Below are 15609 nucleotides of genomic sequence, written 5' to 3' on the forward strand. Positions count from 1 at the left end.
CCTGGGTTTTCAGTCCTGGTCCAGGGCCTGGACGACTGCCGCGGTGACGGCACCGTAGGCGAGGTGCGGAATCACGTCTGCGGCCCAGTCCTTTACCGTCCAGGTGCGGGGATCAGAGACGCCGAGTGCCGCAATCGGTCCGTCGGCACTGGCCATGGCCCCGAAGGCCGCGATCAGCGTGCTCAGCGGCAGACCGGGTCGCCAACCGAGGCTGCGTGCCAGACCGAGCCCTGCGCCGATTCCGACTCCGACCACCAAGCCACTCAGGGGCCCCAGGCCCGCGAGCCGGTTCGCGCGTTCGTCCTGGTCGCCGGGGATGCTCACACCCGCCTTGCCGGCCAGGGCCTCGATGGTGTCTTCCGGCGCGCCGCTGGCGCCGCGTGCCCGTACGGCCATGTCGAGATAGGTGACCGCGTTGAGCGCGGTCGTCCCCGAACCACCGGCAACCGCGCCGGCGAGCAGCCCGCTGATCGCGCCCACAGTCACATGTGTCCGAACTGGGTCATGGTGCCGAGCTGGTCGCTACCGCCCCAGCGTTCGACAGGCTTGCCGTCGGCGAACCGCCCGATCGGCACGCCTTCCTGCGCGGCGATGCTGCTCTTCTTGTCGAACACGTACGGGACCTCCAGATCGAGGTTGTGCCCGGTTGGGCCGCGGTTTCCCCTTGCGAGGTGCCCAAACGTCGGGCGAGCGCGCCGAAGCAGCTGCTACGGCGCGCTGCGATCATGCTTGCCCGGCTCTCTGCGCGCCGCAACTCGCCGGTAGTCAAGCGGGCCCGGCATGCGGCCGGCCGGCCCCGGTTCACAGATCGTCGGGGAGCAGCCGGAAGGCGGGGTGGGCGGTGAGCGGTCGCATGATCCGCAAGCGCCGGTCGGTGGTGAACACGTCGGCGGTCTGGAAGGCCGCTGCGAGGGCGACGTTCATGGCGTCGGCGAGCCCTACCCCGGCACTCCGTCCGCATCCGCGTATCCGCGCATCACCGCCATGGCCACGAGCGTACTACTCGTTCTACAGGCGCGGTGAGAGCTCCTTCGTCTGCCGACCGGCCGGGATCTCCGCCCAGACCGTCTTCCCCGGACCCTCGGTGCGGGGGTACCAGCCCCAGCGATCGGCCAGACAGGTGACGAGCAGCAGGCCCCGGCCTGAGGTGTCCAGGGTGGGATCGGCGTCCGGCGACAGGGCGACCGGTGCGGGCACGGGGAGGCGTTCGGCGCGAGTGTCGGTGACCTCCACGCGGATCACGGTGGTGCGGGTCTCGGTGGTGCGGGTCTCGGTGGCGCGGGTGAGTCCGGCACCGTTCTCGCACCGGCCCGGGAGGGCCTTGAGACGCAGGCGGAAATCCCGCCCGGGTACGTGGCCGTGAACGACCGCGTTCGCGCACAGCTCGGCGACGACCAGCACCACCGTCTCGTGGGGGTCCGTGCCGTACGACACCCCCCAGCTGTCCAGCCGCTCCCCGGCCAACAGCCGGGCCAGGCGTGCCCCACGCGGGGTGGAGGAAAAGCGCATCGCGAACTCGCGGGAGGTGGAGTCCGGCTGCCCGAGAGCGGCACTCATGTTGCTGGTGTGGACGGAGGGTTGGCTGGGGCGTACGAGGCCGCCGGGTTCGTTCGTCATGCCGACCACGGTCCCGGTGGTGGCGTAGCGTGACCAGTGGTGACGCATGGACGCGGTCCGGTTGTACGCGCGGACGTCCCGGGGTGTACGAGGCGGGCGCCGTGACGATCCTCCCGGTGAGGCGTTGACCCGTTGTTCCGGAGAGCGAGGCGGTGGGGCGATGGCGCTGGACGCGGATGTGAGCGCGGGTGCGGAGGACGGCGGCGAGGGCGGCGTGTACCGGCCGGAGGACGAACTGGGTACGGGCGTGGTCACCGCGTTCGGCCGCCAGTTGAAACTGTTCCGGACACGGGCCGGGATGGAGCGGGCCGAACTGGGCACCCTGCTCGGCTACTCGGCGTCCACGATCGCCTCCTTCGAACAGGGCCGCCGCATCCCGCCGCCCAAGTTCATCGACAAGGCGGACGACATCCTCGACGCGGGCGGGGTGTTGAAGGCGCTCAAGGAAGAGGTCGCGCGGGCGCAGTATCCGGCGTTCTTCCGGGACGCGGCGCGGCTGGAGGCGGGGGCATCGGCGTTGAGCGTTTACGCCGTGTACGCGGTGCCGGGACTGTTGCAGACGGAGGAGTACGCACGGGCCGGCTTCCAATTGCAGCGCCCTTTGCTGGGCGACGAGGTGATCGAGCAACGCCTCTCGGCACGCATGGCCCGGCACGAGATCTTCGATCGCAGACCTGCGCCTCTGATGAGCTTCGTCATCGAGGAGTTCTTGCTGCGCAGGCCGATCGGTGGCCGGCCGACTCTGTACGGCCAGTTGAAACAGGTCCTCCTCCGGGCGCAACAGCGCAACGTGGAGATCCAGGTCATGCCGACGGACCGGGTGGATCATGCTGCCCTGGGTGGACCGTTCTCGATCATCGATACGGCACAGGGGCTGCGCATCGCGTACGCGGAGGTGCAAGACGACAGCCGGCTCTACACCGAGCAGACAAAGGTGCGCGAGCTGGAATCCCGCTATGGCATCCTGCGATCACAGGCGCTCACCCCGAGTGAGTCGTCGGCGCTCATCGAGAAGTTGCTGGGAGAGAGATGACGGATCACCGTACCGAACCCGCTACGTCAAATCTGTTGTGGTTCAAGAGCAGTTACAGCACCGGTGGCGGTGGCGAGTGCGTAGAGGTCGCGGTTGGCGCAGACGCCGTGCACGTCAGGGACTCCAAGGTCCTGACCGGGCCTGCTCTCGCGCTCTCCTCGCAGGCGTGGGTGGGGTTCGTCGGCCTTGCGTGTGAGCAGCCCGTACGGCCGTAGCGCCGCCCGTACGACACGACGGGAGCCCCGCCGCGCGCAGCCCTCGCCGTGACAACGCGGCTCCTCAACTGCCTGAAACGGTTCCGGGCGACCCGGATCACGTCCTCGCGGAACTCCCTGGGACACGGCTTCGGCACGGTGCGCATCCGTCCAGCGGCACCACACGGCACCGCAGGTCAGGTGTCACCTATCGGTGCAGCTGACCCCACGGTGTCCGCGAGGGCCTCGGTCAGGTGCCGACGTACGCCGCGAGGTGCTCGCCGGTGAGGGTGGAGCGGGCGGTGACGAGGTCAGCGGGTGGGCCCTCGAAGACGATCCGGCCGCCGTCGTGGCCGGCGCCGGGGCCGAGGTCGATGATCCAGTCGGCGTGCGCCATGACGGCCTGGTGGTGCTCGATGACGATGACCGACTTTCCGGAGTCGACGAGCCGGTCGAGCAGGCCGAGCAGCTGCTCGACGTCGGCGAGGTGGAGGCCGGTGGTCGGCTCGTCGAGAACGTAGACGAGCCGGTCGGCGCCCTTTCCGGCCAAGTGGGTGGCCAGCTTGAGCCGCTGCCGCTCGCCGCCGGACAGCGTGGTGAGCGGCTGGCCGAGGCTGAGGTAGCCGAGCCCGACGTCGGCCATCCGCTGAAGGACCTTGTGCGCGGCCGGCGTGCGCGCGTCGCCGGCGCCGAAGAACTCCTCGGCCGCGGTCACCGACATCGCGAGCACCTCGCTGATGTCACGGCCGCCGAGGTGGTGGTCCAGCACCGATGCCTGGAACCGCTTCCCCTCGCACACCTCGCAGGTGCTGGCGACGCCGGCCATCATCGCCAGGTCGGTGTAGATGACGCCGGCGCCGTTGCAGTTGGGGCAGGCACCCTCGGAGTTGGCGCTGAACAGCGCCGGCTTCACACCGTTGGCCTTCGCGAACGCCTTGCGGATCGGATCGAGCAGTCCGGTGTACGTCGCCGGGTTGCTCCGTCGCGAGCCGCGGATCGCGGCCTGGTCGACCGACACCACCCCGTCCCGCCCGGACACCGAGCCGTGGATCAGTGAGCTCTTGCCCGAGCCCGCCACCCCGGTGACGGCGACCAGCACGCCGAGCGGGATGTCGACTTCGACGTCCCGCAGATTGTTGGTGCCGGCGCCGCGCACCTCCAGCATCCCCGACGGCTTCCGCACCGATGGCTTCAGGGAGGCGCGGTCGTCCAGGTGCCGCCCGGTGAGCGTGCCCCTGGCCCGCAGCCCCTCGACGGTGCCCTCGAACACCACTTCGCCGCCCTCGGTGCCGGCGCGCGGGCCGAGGTCGACGACGTGGTCGGCGATCGCGATCACCTCCGGCTTGTGCTCCACGACCAGCACGGTGTTGCCTTTGTCGCGCAACCGCAGCAGCAGGTCGTTCATCCGCTGGATGTCATGGGGGTGCAGCCCGATCGTCGGCTCGTCGAAGACGTAGGTGACGTCGGTGAGCGAGGAGCCGAGGTGGCGGATCATCTTGGTCCGCTGCGCCTCGCCGCCCGAGAGCGTGCCCGACGGGCGATCGAGGCTGAGGTAGCCGAGCCCGATCTCGACGAACGAGTCGAGGGTCTCCCCCAGCGACGCAAGCAACGGCGCAACCGACGGTTCATCCAGACCGCGCACCCACCCGGCGAGGTCGCTGATCTGCATCGCGCAGGCATCGGCGATGTTGATCCCCTTGATCTTCGACGACCGGGCCGCCTCGCTGAGGCGGGTGCCGCCGCACTCGGGGCAGAGGGTGAAGGTGACCGCCCGCTCCACGAAGGCGCGGATGTGCGGCTGCATCGCGTCGACGTCCTTGGACAGGAACGACTTCTGGATTTTCGGGATCAGACCCTCGTACGTCAGGTTGATGTTGTCGACCTTGATCTTGGTCGGCTCCTTGTGGAGCAGGTCGTGGAGCTCCTTCTTGGTGAACTTGCGGATCGGCTTGTCCGGGTCGAGGAAGCCGCAGCCGCTGAAGATGCGGCCGTACCAGCCGTCGACGCTGTAGCCGGGGATCGTGAGCGCGCCCTCGTTGAGCGACTTGCTGTCGTCGTACAGCGCAGACAGGTCGAAGTCGGTGACCGAGCCCCGGCCTTCGCAGAGCTGGCACATGCCGCCGGTGATGCTGAAGTCGCGACGCTCCTTCACGGTCCGTCCGGCGCGCTCCAGGGTGACCGCGCCCGCTCCACTGATCGAGGCGACGTTGAAGGAGAACGCTTTGGGCGAGCCGATGTACGGCTTCCCGAGTCGGCTGAAGAGGATGCGCAGCATGGCGTTGGCGTCGGTGGCGGTGCCGACCGTGGAGCGGGCATCGCCACCCATCCGTTCCTGGCCGACGATGATCGCGGTCGTCAGCCCGTCGAGTACGTCGACCTCGGGCCGAGCCAGCGTCGGCATGAAGCCCTGCACGAAGGCGCTGTAGGTCTCGTTGATCATCCGCTGCGACTCGGCGGCGATCGTGCCGAACACCAGCGAGCTCTTGCCCGAGCCGGAGACACCCGTGACCACCGTCAGCCGGCGCTTCGGGATCTCGACGCTGACGTCCTTGAGGTTGTTCTCGCGCGCACCGTGCACCCGGATCAGATCGTGGCTGTCGGCAACGTGCAGCGCGGGCGACTGCGTGTTCGTCCTCGTGGCCATGCTCTTCGTCTCTCCATCTGTTGGGCGGGGCCGCCTACGCGATCTCCGTCGTCATCACCTGGCTCGATCCGGCAAACTTCGAGCAGTACGTCTGGATTCTCCTTCGCTTCGGCCCGTGCAGCCCGTAGATCTCGTGGAGGCTCTGGGCCCCGGCCACGCGGCGTGCCCGCCGAGGCGCCGGACCAACCAGCGGCCGTCGTGCATCAGCTCGCGGTGGGCATCTCGTTCACCTCGCGCCAGGCGTGGACGCAGCGCGGAGAGAAGCGGACCCAACGGTACGGGGTGGCCTGCGCACGTGGGTCGAAGCCGGTGCGCGCGGCGAACCGGTCACCCGCCGCTGCGGCGGACCGAACTCGCTCCAGCCCTCCCTCGACTATGCGGGCGTGGCCCCGGTCATCGCGAAACTGCCCCACGGCATGCGGAGCCTACTGGCCCGCATGTTCCGCGGAGCTTCCGAACTCTCCGGCGGCGAGTGGCAGAAGATCGGCCTGGCACGTACCCACTGGCGCACCGAAACCTGCCCTGCGGACAGTGTGCTGATCGTCGACGAGCCCACCTCGGCGCTCGACCCAGAAGCGGAGATCGCCGCCTTCGACGCCATCCGCCAGCTCGCCGGCCCGCACCGGGCCGTGGTCCTGGTCACCCACCGCATGTCCGGCGTCCGCCATGCCGACACCATCTACGTCCTCAACCAGGGGCGCCTGTCCGAACAAGGAAGCCACGACGAGCTGATCGCCGCCGAGGGCCGCTACGCAGCTATGTTCCACACCCAGGCAGCCCAGCACGCATCCGAGCCCCGCGCCCGGATTCCCCACCCCAGCGCCCCGCCCGTCCCGGACCGCTCATGACCCGACCCGCCGAGAAAACCACCGTGCCGCTGAGCTCCACCGGCCCCGCCACTTCATTCCAGACTGAGACCGCCGACACTCTGCGGAACCGGCTCACCGACCAGCTCGTCGCCGCGGGCCGGCACAGTGGTGCCACTGCCCCGTTTCCCTGAGCCGACCACACGTCGGTCACAGCAGAATCGGTTGTCGGCCGAGGCCCGTTGTTTCAATTCTGCAACATGCACAGGCCCTTCACACCACACGAGTTCATGCGAGGATTTCGTCCCCCGGATCCGTGCGTCGGCCGGGGTGACAAGGGGAAAGTCTTCGTGAAGAAATCGACGTTCAGGGCAACTGTGGGCGGCGTGCTGGCGGTCGCCGCCGCAGCCGTCGTACTGCCCGCCACCGCGGGCGCCTCGTGGTACGAGTCTGCCGCTCCGACCGCCTCCGGCACTGTCGACCGTGCCACCACAGACTCCTTCGGACGGCTCGCCGATGCCGTACTGACGGAGCGTACGGCGGCCCTGCTGGACGGCCGACAGACCCGGCGGTCCACGCCCTCCAACGACCGGAAGGTACGGCTGTCCTCCGGCCTGTCCCGGTCCGAGGGGGGCGCCTGGTCCTCGTTGCACGACCGGAAGCAGCGGCTCCGCGACCTGGGTGAGGCGTACACCGGCGCCGACACCGAGGTGGGCGTGGACGGCGTCAAGGTCCGCAAGGACAAGGCAAAGGTCCGGGTGACCGAGACCACCACACTCACCTACAAGAAGATACGTGGCAACGAGCCGCGCACCACCGGCTTCCAGGCACACCACGAGCTCACCTTCGCCCAGTCGGCAGGGGGCACGTGGGCGCTGACCGGCATACGCGCCACCGACACCGGCCTGGCGGCGGTGAACGCTCCGCTGAAGACGCCGATGGTCAAGGCGACCGCCGACGGCGGGCTGCCCGTCGCCACCAAGGCCAGCACCACACGGCCCTGGAGGCAGCCGGCCGCGAAGCCGACCAGCAACGCCAACGGCTACAACTACGCGGCCATGGCGGCTTACGCGGAGAAGCACTGGAGCCGGTACAACCCCGCCTACCCGTCGTACGACGGGGCCGGCGCCGGCGGCGACTGCACCAACTTCGTCAGCCAGGCGCTGAAGGCCGGCGGCTGGAAGCACGCGCCCGGCTCCTGGGACGACTACCACAAGTGGTGGAGTGACCCGAGCCTCGGCAACACCCTCTCCTGGGTGGGCGTCAACGAGTGGTCCTGGTTCGCCCTCTCCAGCCAGCGGACACCCAACCTCTCCAACGTCTGGGAGATGGGCGTCGGTGACGTGCTCCAAGTGGACTTCAACCGGGACGGGTCCAAGGACCACACCATGATGGTCTCGTACCGGAGCCAGAGGGGCACGCCGTACCTGACGTACCACTCCAACAACACCTACCGTAAGTCGCTGGCGAGCATCATCGCGTCCTACCCGACCGCGAACTACTTCGCCTACCGCACCTGACGGGAGCCGACGGGCCGCCGGGCTCTTGCCCGCGCCCCGTCGGCAGCGGCCGGACATCGCGGATGCCTCAGGAGCCGGCCGGCCCGTCACGGATCCGTACCTGAGCCTCGGGAGCGCGTGGCGGCCGTAGCGAGCCATTCCGCGGGGCCTCCCTGACGCCGCTTCGGGGGCGCACATCCTCGGCGCAGGGCGCTCCGGCGCTTTCGAGTCGCCTTGCGCACGCCGTCATCGCGCCCGTCGAGGCCCCTTCCCCTCCTGAGCAGGGGACATGGCGCCTGCGCGAATCCGGGCACGTTGCCTTATGACCGGCGGCACATCGGCTCGGCAGCCGGATTCCGGGCGGGGCACGAAGGGGACTGATAGTACGTTCTATATTCAGATCGTCATGCCGGATGAATGCTTGCCTTGCCCTCACGCCGGGAGACCCCCACTGATGACCCGAAGTTCCCGAAGCAGTGGCCGCCGCCGAGCCCGCAACCACAAGCGCAACCGCGCCGCGTGGGTGACCGTGTCCGCGCTTGTGCTGGTGTCGATCACGTTCTTTCTCGGAAGAATGCTGACCGGCGGCTCGGAGACTCCGGCCTCGGCGAAGGACGCCCAAGGCGGCGCGGCCGCCGGCACGAAAGGCTACAAGCCAGGTGCCGGGAGCAACGCCCGCAAGCGCGCGGAGCCCTGGGACGGCAAGGTCGAGGTACTGGGAGACGGCTCGACGTCGCACACCGGCCCCCAGCCGGACCAGTTGAGGCCGAAGAAGCTCAAACCGGGTCAGAAGCCACCGCAGTTCGTGGTGTTCTCCTGGGACGGCGCGCTACAGGGCGATGATCAGCTCTTCTCGCACTTCCGCCAAGTGGCGAGGGAGAGCGACGCGCACATGACGTTCTTCCTGACGGGCATCTATTTGCTGCCCAAGGCGAAGAAGGACCTGTACGCCCCGCCGCAGCACGCCCGGGGCGCCGCCGCGATCTCGTACCCGACCGATGAGCACATCAGGACGACGCTGGAACAACTGGGCGGCGCCTGGAAGGACGGCCACGAGATCGGCTCGCACTTCAACGGCCATTTCTGCGGCCCCGAAGGCGGCGGCGAGTGGAGCGTCGAGGAGTGGAAAAGCGAGATCACCCAGACCTACGACTTCGTGAAGAAGTGGAAGACCAACACCGGGATCAGCGACCTGCCGCCGCTGCCCTTCGACCCCGACCGGGAATTCGTCGGCGGCCGAGCCCCCTGCCTTGAGGGCCAGAAGACACTCATACCGGCGACCAAGCGCTTCGACTGGCGCTACGACGCGAGTTCGCCCGGCGGTTTCCAGGCGTGGCCGAGCAAGAAGGACGGCATCTGGGACTTCCCGCTCCAGCTGCTGCCCTACCCCGGCAAGGACATCCAGGTGCTCTCCATGGACTTCAATTTTCTCTACAACCAGTCGGACGGCAAGACGGACGGCGACCCGTCCCAGTTCGGCGTCTGGCAGCAGACAACCACTGGCGCCTACATGAACGGATTCAACCGCGTCTATCACGGCAGCCGGGCGCCGCTGTTCATCGGCAATCACTTCGAGCAGTGGAACGGCGGCATATACATGGACTCCGTGGAGGAGCTCATGCGGGAGGTGTGCACGCGCAAGGATGTCGAGTGCGTGTCCTTCAGGGAACTGGCCGACTGGATGGACGTTCAGGACCCGCAAGTGCTGGACCAGCTGCGCTCGCTGGACCCGGGTCAGGCGCCCTCCTGGAAGACGCTGGTCAAGTAGAGGTCCGGGCGTGCCCGGCGCCCGGTCCCGTCCCCGGCGGTACGGCGCTCACGGGCGTGCCGTCACAGCCCGCGTGTAGTCCCTCCAGATGTCGACCGGAAGGGCGCTGCCGGGCTCGTCGGCCGAGGCGCCCGCCACACCGTCCAGGGACAGCAGGTCCAGCTTGCGCAGATCCATCCGGTACAGCACGACGGCCGTGGTGTCCTTGTCGGTGTACCCGACGAACCAAGCGGCCTTGTTGTCCTCCGTCGTCCCGGTCTTGCCGGCCGGCTCCAGGCCCTGCACCTGAGCCCCTGCTCCGGTGCCTTCCCGCACGACGCCCTTCAGCGTGTCGGTCACCTGCCGCGCCACCTCGGGGGTGAACGCGCGCCGCGGGCGGACGGTGGGCAGGCGGATCTCGTCGCCGTTGCGGGTGACGCGGAGCACCGAGTACGGCTCGGTGCGCACACCCTCCGCGGCGAAGGTCTCGTACGCCGTGGCCATCCGGATGGCGCTGGGCGTGGAGTTGCCGAGCGAGAGGGCGGGCACCTGCCTGCCGAGGCTGGAGGGCAGCAACCCGGCGTTCTGGGCGTGGCGGCCCACTCGGTCCAGGCCGACCTCCATGCCCAGCTGAAGGAAGGACGAGTTGACGGAGTTCACCATCGCCTTGTCCAGGCTGATGCCGGCGCCCCAGGACTTGCCGCCGTCGTTCTTGCCCTTCACGATCTTGCCGTTGCGGTCCCAGTAGGGTCCCTCGGGCGTCATCACCGAGGCGTTGTGCTGGCCGTTGTACAAACTGGACGGCGTGACGGGTTGCCGCCCGCCGTCACGGTCGCGCGCGACGCCGTCGCTGAGGGCGGCCGCGTAGACGAAGGGCGCGAAGGCGGATCCGGCCGGGACGGTGACGGCATTGGATTCGTTGAATCCCTGCTTGAGGAAGCCGGGGCCGCCGTACATGGCGAGTATCTTTCCGTCCGCGCCGACGGTGGTGGCGCCCGTTCTGACGAAGGTGTCTGATTTCCGTTTCTTCGGGTCGAGTTTCTTGTGGGCCGCGCGCACGGCCTTCTCCAGCGACTCCGTCTTCTTCTTGTCGAAGGTGCTGTAGATCTGGTAGCCGCCGAGGTCGAATTCGGCGTCCGAGACCTTTCCGTTGCGGGTGACGTACGACTTGGCGAGGTCGACCAGGTAGCCCTGCTGGCCCCCGAGGTCGGTCCGTCCGCCCGTCACCTGGGTGGGTTCGGGGAAGGTGGTGAACTTCGCCCGCTCGGCGGGTGACAGCTTCCCCAGCTCCACCATGCGGTCCAGGGTCCACTTCCAGCGTCCCTCGGCCCTTGCGCGGTTTGCTTCGCCCAGCGCCGGGTCGTAGAGTCCGGCGCCCTTCAGCAGGGAGGCGAGGAACGCGCCTTCGCTGGCGTCCAGTTCGGACGCATCTTTGCCATAGTAAGCCTGGGCCGCACGCTGAATCCCGTAGGTGCCGCGGCCGAACCAGCTGGTGCTGAGATATCCCTCGAGTATCTCGTCCTTGCTGAATTCGTCGTCGACCTTGAGCGCGAGCATCATTTCGGTGAACTTGCGGGAAAGCGTCTGTTCCTGGCCCAGATAGACGTTCTTCACATACTGCTGGGTGATGGTGGAGCCGCCTTGCGTCTCACCACCGCCCATCATGCGGGTGATCGCGCGTATGACGCCGGTGGGTGAAATACCCGGGTCCTCGTAGAAACTCGCGTTCTCCGCGGCGAGCACCGCCCAGCGGACGTCCTCCGGGACCTTCTCGAGCGGCATGTCCTGCCGGCTGACCCAGCCGGTACGGGACATCTTCGAACCGTCGGCCCAGTAGTAGATGTTGTCCTGCTGGGTGGCGAAGGAATTCAGGTCCTCGGGTATGTCGGTACGCCAGTACGCGACCGCCACACCGGTCGTCACGAGACCCGTGCAGACCAGTACGGCGCCCAACAGCTGCCGCAGGGACGGGATCCAGCGGGAGTAGCCCTCCCTGCCCGGACGCGGGTAGTGCGGCCGGGCACGCTCCAGTAGCGGGCGCAGGCGGTCGACCGGCACCCAGGACGGCAGCGTCCGGGACGTGAGCCCCCGCGTCAGACGAGCCCAGTTCTGCGCCAAGGAGGAGCGCAACCCGGCCAACCCGGGCCATGGCCGCGCCGCACGCCCGGTACCGGCGGCCGGCGCGGGCCGGGATCCCGCGGACGCCCCCCGACGGCCGCGCTCCGCCGGCTTGCCCCGCTTACCCATGAGGGATCACCGCACCCTCGCCGACAACCTCACACCCAACCGCCGCAGCCGGCATCGTTCCCCCAAAAGGTCATAGAGCCGGGCGGCCGTCCCCGCGGCATCCCGACGGGATGCACCTTACGTAAGGGTGATTGCCTCACTCCCCCCGGCTTTCCTCCTCACCGACGGCGACACACAGCCTCAGTTCGCAAACTGGCCTCAGTTCGCGAACTGACAGAGCCCCCGCGGTAGGTAGGCCCCGTGCCCCGCGTGACCCGTGAACACGCGGTTGTCGATCACCGGAACACCGCGCGAGAGGACGGTCTCCACTCGCCCGATGACGCGCTTGCCCTCGTACGCCGAGTAGTCGACGTTCATGTGATGGGACTCCGCGGAGATGGTCTGCTCAGCGTGCGGGTCGTAGATCACCACGTCGGCGTCGGCGCCCGGCGCGATCGTCCCCTTCTTCGGGTAGAGGCCGAACATCCTGGCCGGGGCCGCGCAGGCGATCTCGATCCAGCGGCGGCGCGAGATGTGACCGTCGACGACGGCCTGGTGCAGGAGGTCCATGCGGTGTTCCACGCCCGGCAGCCCGTTGGGGATCTTCGAGAAGTCGCCGCGGCCCAGCTCCTTCTGTCCGGAGAAGCAGAAGGGACAGTGGTCGGTGGAGACGACCTGCAGGTCGTCGGTGCGCAGGCCTCGCCAGAGCGCGGCCTGGTGCTCGCGTGGCCGCAGCGGAGTACTGCAGACGTACTTGGCGCCTTCGAAGTCCGGCTCCGCGAGGTTGTCGGTGGACAGGAAGAGGTACTGCGGGCAGGTCTCGCCGAAGACGGCGAGCCCCTTGTCGCGGGCGGCGGCGATCTCGGCGACGGCCTCCTCTGCGGACACGTGGACGATGTACAGCGGGGCGCCCGCGACCCGGGCGAGCTGGATCGCCCGGTGGGTCGCCTCGGCCTCCAGGAGCACCTTGCGCACTTCGCCGTGGTGGCGCGGATCGGTGCGCCCCTCGACGAGGGCCTGTTCCACGAGCACGTCGATGGCGATGCCGTTCTCCGCGTGCATCATGATCAGCCCGCCGTTGTCGGCGGAGCGCTGCATGGCGCGCAGGATCTGCCCGTCGTCGCTGTAGAAGACGCCGGGGTAGGCCATGAACAGCTTGAAGGAGGTGACTCCTTCCGCCACCAGCCGGTCCATCTCCTGCAGCGAGTGCTCGTTCACGTCGGAGAGGATCATGTGGAACGCGTAGTCGATGGCGCACTTGCCGTCGGCCTTCGCGTACCAGGCGTCGAGTCCCTCGCGCAGGGTGTGACCGACGCTCTGCACGGCGAAGTCGACGATGGTGGTGGTGCCGCCCCAGGCGGCCGCTCTGGTGCCGCTCTCGAAGGAGTCGGAGGCGAAGGTGCCGCCGAACGGCAGCTCCATGTGGGTGTGGGCGTCGACGCCGCCGGGGATGACGTATTTCCCGGTGGCGTCGATCGTACGGTCGGCGGTCCAGGCACCGGCCGCAGCGGTGCCGTGTGCCGCGAGGGCGGCGATGCGGCCGTCCTCGATCAGGATGTCCGCGTGGATCTCGTCGGTGGCCGTGATGACGAGACCGCCGCTGATCAGGGTGCGGGTGGTGCTCATGCGGTGAGCTCCCTCCGGTTCTTGGCGCTGGGAGGACGGGCGAGGACAGGGGTGCGACCCGGCGGGGTCGGACCTACACGCTGTGCAGGGCGCGTTCGAGGATGGCCGCGCCCTCCTCCGCCTCCGCCACGCTCAGCGTCAGCGGGGGCGCGATGCGCAGCACGGCGGTGTTGTGGCCGCCGCCCTTGCCGATGAGGAGACCGCCCTCGCGTGCGGCTTCGAGTACGGCCACCGCGGTCCGGGGGGCGGCCTCGTCGGTGCCGGGCTCGACGAGTTCGATGGCGGCCATCAGGCCCCGGCCGCGCACCTCGCGTACGCACGGCACACCGGCCGTGATGGCGCGCAGCCGCTCCAGCAGGAGGCCGCCGACGCGTCGGGCGTTGCCCTGGAGGTCGTGTTCCAGCGCGTAGTTGAGGTTGGCGAGGCCGGCGGCCATCGTGACGGGGCTGCCGCCAAAGGTCGAGATGGAGTTGGCGTCCAGGCAGTTCATCACGTCGGCGCGGGCGACGACACCGCCGATGGACATGCCGTTGCCGATGCCCTTGGCGAAGGTGAGGATGTCCGGCGGCCCGTTCTGGGCGTGCGCCTGCCAGCCCCAGAAGTGTTCGCCGGTGCGCCCCCAGCCGGTCTGCACCTCGTCGCTGATCCACAGGATGCCGTGCCGCTGGAGCACTTCGCGGAACGCGCCGTACAGCCCGTCCGGCGGTGAGGTGAACCCGCCGACGCCCTGCACGGGTTCCGCGATGAGCGCCGCCACGCCGCTGCCGGCCTGGCCGAGGAGGTCTTCGAGGTCGGCGACGCACGCCTCGGTGAACTGGGCGTCGGACAGGTGCGCGTACGGGCCCCGGCTGCGGACGCCCCCGTGGACGTACAGCGTCTGGAGCGGGGAGAGACTGGTCGGGGACCAGCCGCGGTTGCCGGTGATGGACACGGCGGAGAAGGACCGGCCGTGGTAACTGTTGCGCATCGCCAGGATCTGGTTGGAGCGGCGGTACGTCGTGGCGAGGAGCAGCGCGGTGTCGTTGGCCTCGGTGCCCGATGTGGTGAAGAAGACGCGGGCGTCGGGGATGCCGGAGAGGGTGGCGACGCGTTCCGCGAGCTCGACCATGGGGCGGTTGAGGTAGAGCGTGGAGGAGTGGACGATCCGCCCGGCCTGTTCGCTGACGGCCTTGGTCACCTCGGGAAGCGCGTGGGCGGTCATGGTGGTGAGGATGCCGCCGAAGAAGTCGAGGTAGCGGTTGCCTTCGGCGTCCCAGACGTACCGGCCCTCGCCGTGGGTGAGTTCGATCGGCCGCTCGTAGTACAGCGACACCCAGTCGGGGATGACGGCCTTGTGGCGGTCGTGCAGGTGGGTCACGGCGCTGGTCACGGCGTCACCAGTCCTTCGTACGCGTCGGGGCGCCGGTCGCGGTAGAACGCCCACTGCTGCCGGACTTCCTCGATGAGGTCGAAGTCGAGGTCGCGGACGACGAGTTCCTCCGACTTGTCGCTCGCCTTCTCGCCGACGAACTGGCCGCGCGGGTCGACGAAGTAGCTGGTGCCGTAGAAGTCGTTGTCGCCGTACTCCTCCTGGCCGACGCGGTTGATGGCGGCGATGAAGTACGCGTTGGCGACGGCTGCCGCGGGCTGTTCCAGCTGCCAGAGGTGGGCGGAGAGGCCGCGGTGGGTGGCGGAGGGATTGTAGACGATCTGCGCGCCGTTGAGGCCGAGTTGACGCCAGCCCTCGGGGAAGTGGCGGTCGTAGCAGATGTATACGCCGACTTTGCCGACCGCCGTGTCGAAGACGGGCCATCCGAGGTTGCCAGGTTTGAAGTAGTACTTCTCCCAGAAGCCCTTGACCTGGGGGATGTGGTGCTTGCGGTACTTGCCGAGGTAGCTGCCGTCGGCGTCGATCACGGCTGCGGTGTTGTAGTAGAAGCCGGACTGTTCGCGCTCGAAGACGGGCACGACGATCACCATGCCGGTCTCGCGGGCAAGGTCTCGCATGCGGCGGACGGTCGGCCCGTCGGGGACGGGTTCGGCCCAGCGGTAGTGCTCCGTCTCCTGGACCTGGCAGAAATAGGGGGCGTTGAACACCTCTTGGAACCCTACGATCTTGGCGCCTTGCCGGGCCGCCTCGCGGGCGTGCTCCTCATGCTTGGCGATCATGGATTCGGTGTCGCCCGTCCAGGTCGCCTGGACGAGTGCGGCGCGTACGGCGTTGGCCATGACTTGTCT

Annotated in this window: 14 protein-coding genes; 5 read left to right on the top strand and 9 right to left on the bottom strand. The window is 68.7% G+C overall.

The genetic code is table 11. The features are described from left to right. Positions 1-9: 9 nt before the first annotated feature. The 4 genes from ACU6WZ_RS02135 to ACU6WZ_RS02150 form a co-directional block, all read right to left on the bottom strand. Positions 10-480, bottom strand: a complete 471-nt coding sequence (locus tag ACU6WZ_RS02135) for a hypothetical protein (protein WP_447031403.1) — start codon at positions 478-480, stop codon at positions 10-12. Between the two features lie 2 nt (positions 481-482). Beyond that, positions 483-614 (bottom strand): hypothetical protein, encoded by a 132-nt coding sequence (locus ACU6WZ_RS02140; RefSeq protein WP_447031404.1) that lies wholly within the window; start codon positions 612-614, stop codon positions 483-485. A gap of 187 nt (positions 615-801) precedes the next feature. After that, positions 802-924: a PIN domain-containing protein gene (locus tag ACU6WZ_RS02145; protein ID WP_447031405.1), complete on the bottom strand. Its 123-nt coding sequence runs from the start codon at positions 922-924 to the stop codon at positions 802-804. Positions 925-1008: 84 nt separating this feature from the next. Then, entirely contained in the window at positions 1009-1617 is a 609-nt protein-coding gene (locus tag ACU6WZ_RS02150; RefSeq protein WP_447031406.1) for an ATP-binding protein, read from the bottom strand. A 160-nt stretch (positions 1618-1777) separates the two neighbouring features. Here ACU6WZ_RS02150 and ACU6WZ_RS02155 point away from each other — a divergent pair, with 160 nt between their 5' ends. Both ACU6WZ_RS02155 and ACU6WZ_RS02160 read left to right on the top strand, forming a co-directional pair. Further along, positions 1778-2650 carry a helix-turn-helix domain-containing protein gene (locus ACU6WZ_RS02155; RefSeq protein ID WP_447031407.1) on the top strand — a complete coding sequence of 291 codons (873 nt, stop codon included), beginning with the start codon at positions 1778-1780 and terminating at the stop codon, positions 2648-2650. Then, the gene (locus ACU6WZ_RS02160) at positions 2647-2865 is read left to right on the top strand and encodes a DUF397 domain-containing protein (RefSeq protein ID WP_447031408.1); all 219 of its coding nucleotides are present in this window, start codon (positions 2647-2649) and stop codon (positions 2863-2865) included. Before ACU6WZ_RS02155 ends, ACU6WZ_RS02160 begins: the two co-directional genes overlap by 4 nt. A 229-nt stretch (positions 2866-3094) precedes the next feature. Here the strand turns inward: ACU6WZ_RS02160 and ACU6WZ_RS02165 are convergent, their stop codons facing one another. Then, positions 3095-5488, bottom strand: coding sequence for an ATP-binding cassette domain-containing protein (locus ACU6WZ_RS02165; protein ID WP_447031410.1), 2394 nt, complete (start codon positions 5486-5488; stop codon positions 3095-3097). A gap of 437 nt (positions 5489-5925) precedes the next feature. Between ACU6WZ_RS02165 and ACU6WZ_RS02170 the strand changes: the two genes are divergently transcribed. From ACU6WZ_RS02170 to ACU6WZ_RS02180, 3 genes are all read left to right on the top strand, one after another. Beyond that, entirely contained in the window at positions 5926-6336 is a 411-nt protein-coding gene (locus ACU6WZ_RS02170; RefSeq protein ID WP_447031411.1) for a hypothetical protein, read from the top strand. Between the two features lie 308 nt (positions 6337-6644). After that, the gene (locus ACU6WZ_RS02175; RefSeq protein WP_447031412.1) at positions 6645-7814 is read left to right on the top strand and encodes an amidase domain-containing protein; all 1170 of its coding nucleotides are present in this window, start codon (positions 6645-6647) and stop codon (positions 7812-7814) included. Between the two features lie 433 nt (positions 7815-8247). Next, entirely contained in the window at positions 8248-9561 is a 1314-nt protein-coding gene (locus ACU6WZ_RS02180; protein WP_447031413.1) for a polysaccharide deacetylase family protein, read from the top strand. Positions 9562-9609: 48 nt separating this feature from the next. Here ACU6WZ_RS02180 and ACU6WZ_RS02185 read toward each other — a convergent pair whose 3' ends face one another. From ACU6WZ_RS02185 to ACU6WZ_RS02200, 4 genes are all read right to left on the bottom strand, one after another. Continuing rightward, positions 9610-11787 (bottom strand): transglycosylase domain-containing protein, encoded by a 2178-nt coding sequence (locus ACU6WZ_RS02185; RefSeq protein WP_447031415.1) that lies wholly within the window; start codon positions 11785-11787, stop codon positions 9610-9612. A gap of 198 nt (positions 11788-11985) precedes the next feature. Beyond that, positions 11986-13392 carry a dihydropyrimidinase gene (gene hydA, locus ACU6WZ_RS02190; protein WP_447031416.1) on the bottom strand — a complete coding sequence of 469 codons (1407 nt, stop codon included), beginning with the start codon at positions 13390-13392 and terminating at the stop codon, positions 11986-11988. A gap of 73 nt (positions 13393-13465) precedes the next feature. Beyond that, positions 13466-14749 (bottom strand): aspartate aminotransferase family protein, encoded by a 1284-nt coding sequence (locus ACU6WZ_RS02195; protein WP_447033810.1) that lies wholly within the window; start codon positions 14747-14749, stop codon positions 13466-13468. A gap of 8 nt (positions 14750-14757) precedes the next feature. Further along, positions 14758-15600 carry a nitrilase-related carbon-nitrogen hydrolase gene (locus tag ACU6WZ_RS02200; RefSeq protein ID WP_447031417.1) on the bottom strand — a complete coding sequence of 281 codons (843 nt, stop codon included), beginning with the start codon at positions 15598-15600 and terminating at the stop codon, positions 14758-14760. Between the last annotated feature and the right edge of the window lie 9 nt (positions 15601-15609).

This window comes from Streptomyces hypolithicus (genome assembly GCF_052934925.1).

What these genes read in the sequence shown, in the direction of transcription:
- ACU6WZ_RS02145 (WP_447031405.1), bottom strand. Translation starts at nt 924, where the DNA reads ATGAACGTCGCCCTCGCAGCGGCCTTCCAGACCGCCGACGTGTTCACC.
- ACU6WZ_RS02150 (WP_447031406.1), bottom strand. Translation starts at nt 1,617, where the DNA reads ATGACGAACGAACCCGGCGGCCTCGTACGCCCCAGCCAACCCTCCGTC.
- ACU6WZ_RS02155 (WP_447031407.1), top strand. Translation starts at nt 1,778, where the DNA reads ATGGCGCTGGACGCGGATGTGAGCGCGGGTGCGGAGGACGGCGGCGAG.
- ACU6WZ_RS02160 (WP_447031408.1), top strand. Translation starts at nt 2,647, where the DNA reads ATGACGGATCACCGTACCGAACCCGCTACGTCAAATCTGTTGTGGTTC.
- ACU6WZ_RS02165 (WP_447031410.1), bottom strand. Translation starts at nt 5,488, where the DNA reads ATGGCCACGAGGACGAACACGCAGTCGCCCGCGCTGCACGTTGCCGAC.
- ACU6WZ_RS02170 (WP_447031411.1), top strand. Translation starts at nt 5,926, where the DNA reads ATGTTCCGCGGAGCTTCCGAACTCTCCGGCGGCGAGTGGCAGAAGATC.
- ACU6WZ_RS02180 (WP_447031413.1), top strand. Translation starts at nt 8,248, where the DNA reads ATGACCCGAAGTTCCCGAAGCAGTGGCCGCCGCCGAGCCCGCAACCAC.
- ACU6WZ_RS02185 (WP_447031415.1), bottom strand. Translation starts at nt 11,787, where the DNA reads ATGGGTAAGCGGGGCAAGCCGGCGGAGCGCGGCCGTCGGGGGGCGTCC.
- hydA (WP_447031416.1), bottom strand. Translation starts at nt 13,392, where the DNA reads ATGAGCACCACCCGCACCCTGATCAGCGGCGGTCTCGTCATCACGGCC.
- ACU6WZ_RS02200 (WP_447031417.1), bottom strand. Translation starts at nt 15,600, where the DNA reads ATGGCCAACGCCGTACGCGCCGCACTCGTCCAGGCGACCTGGACGGGC.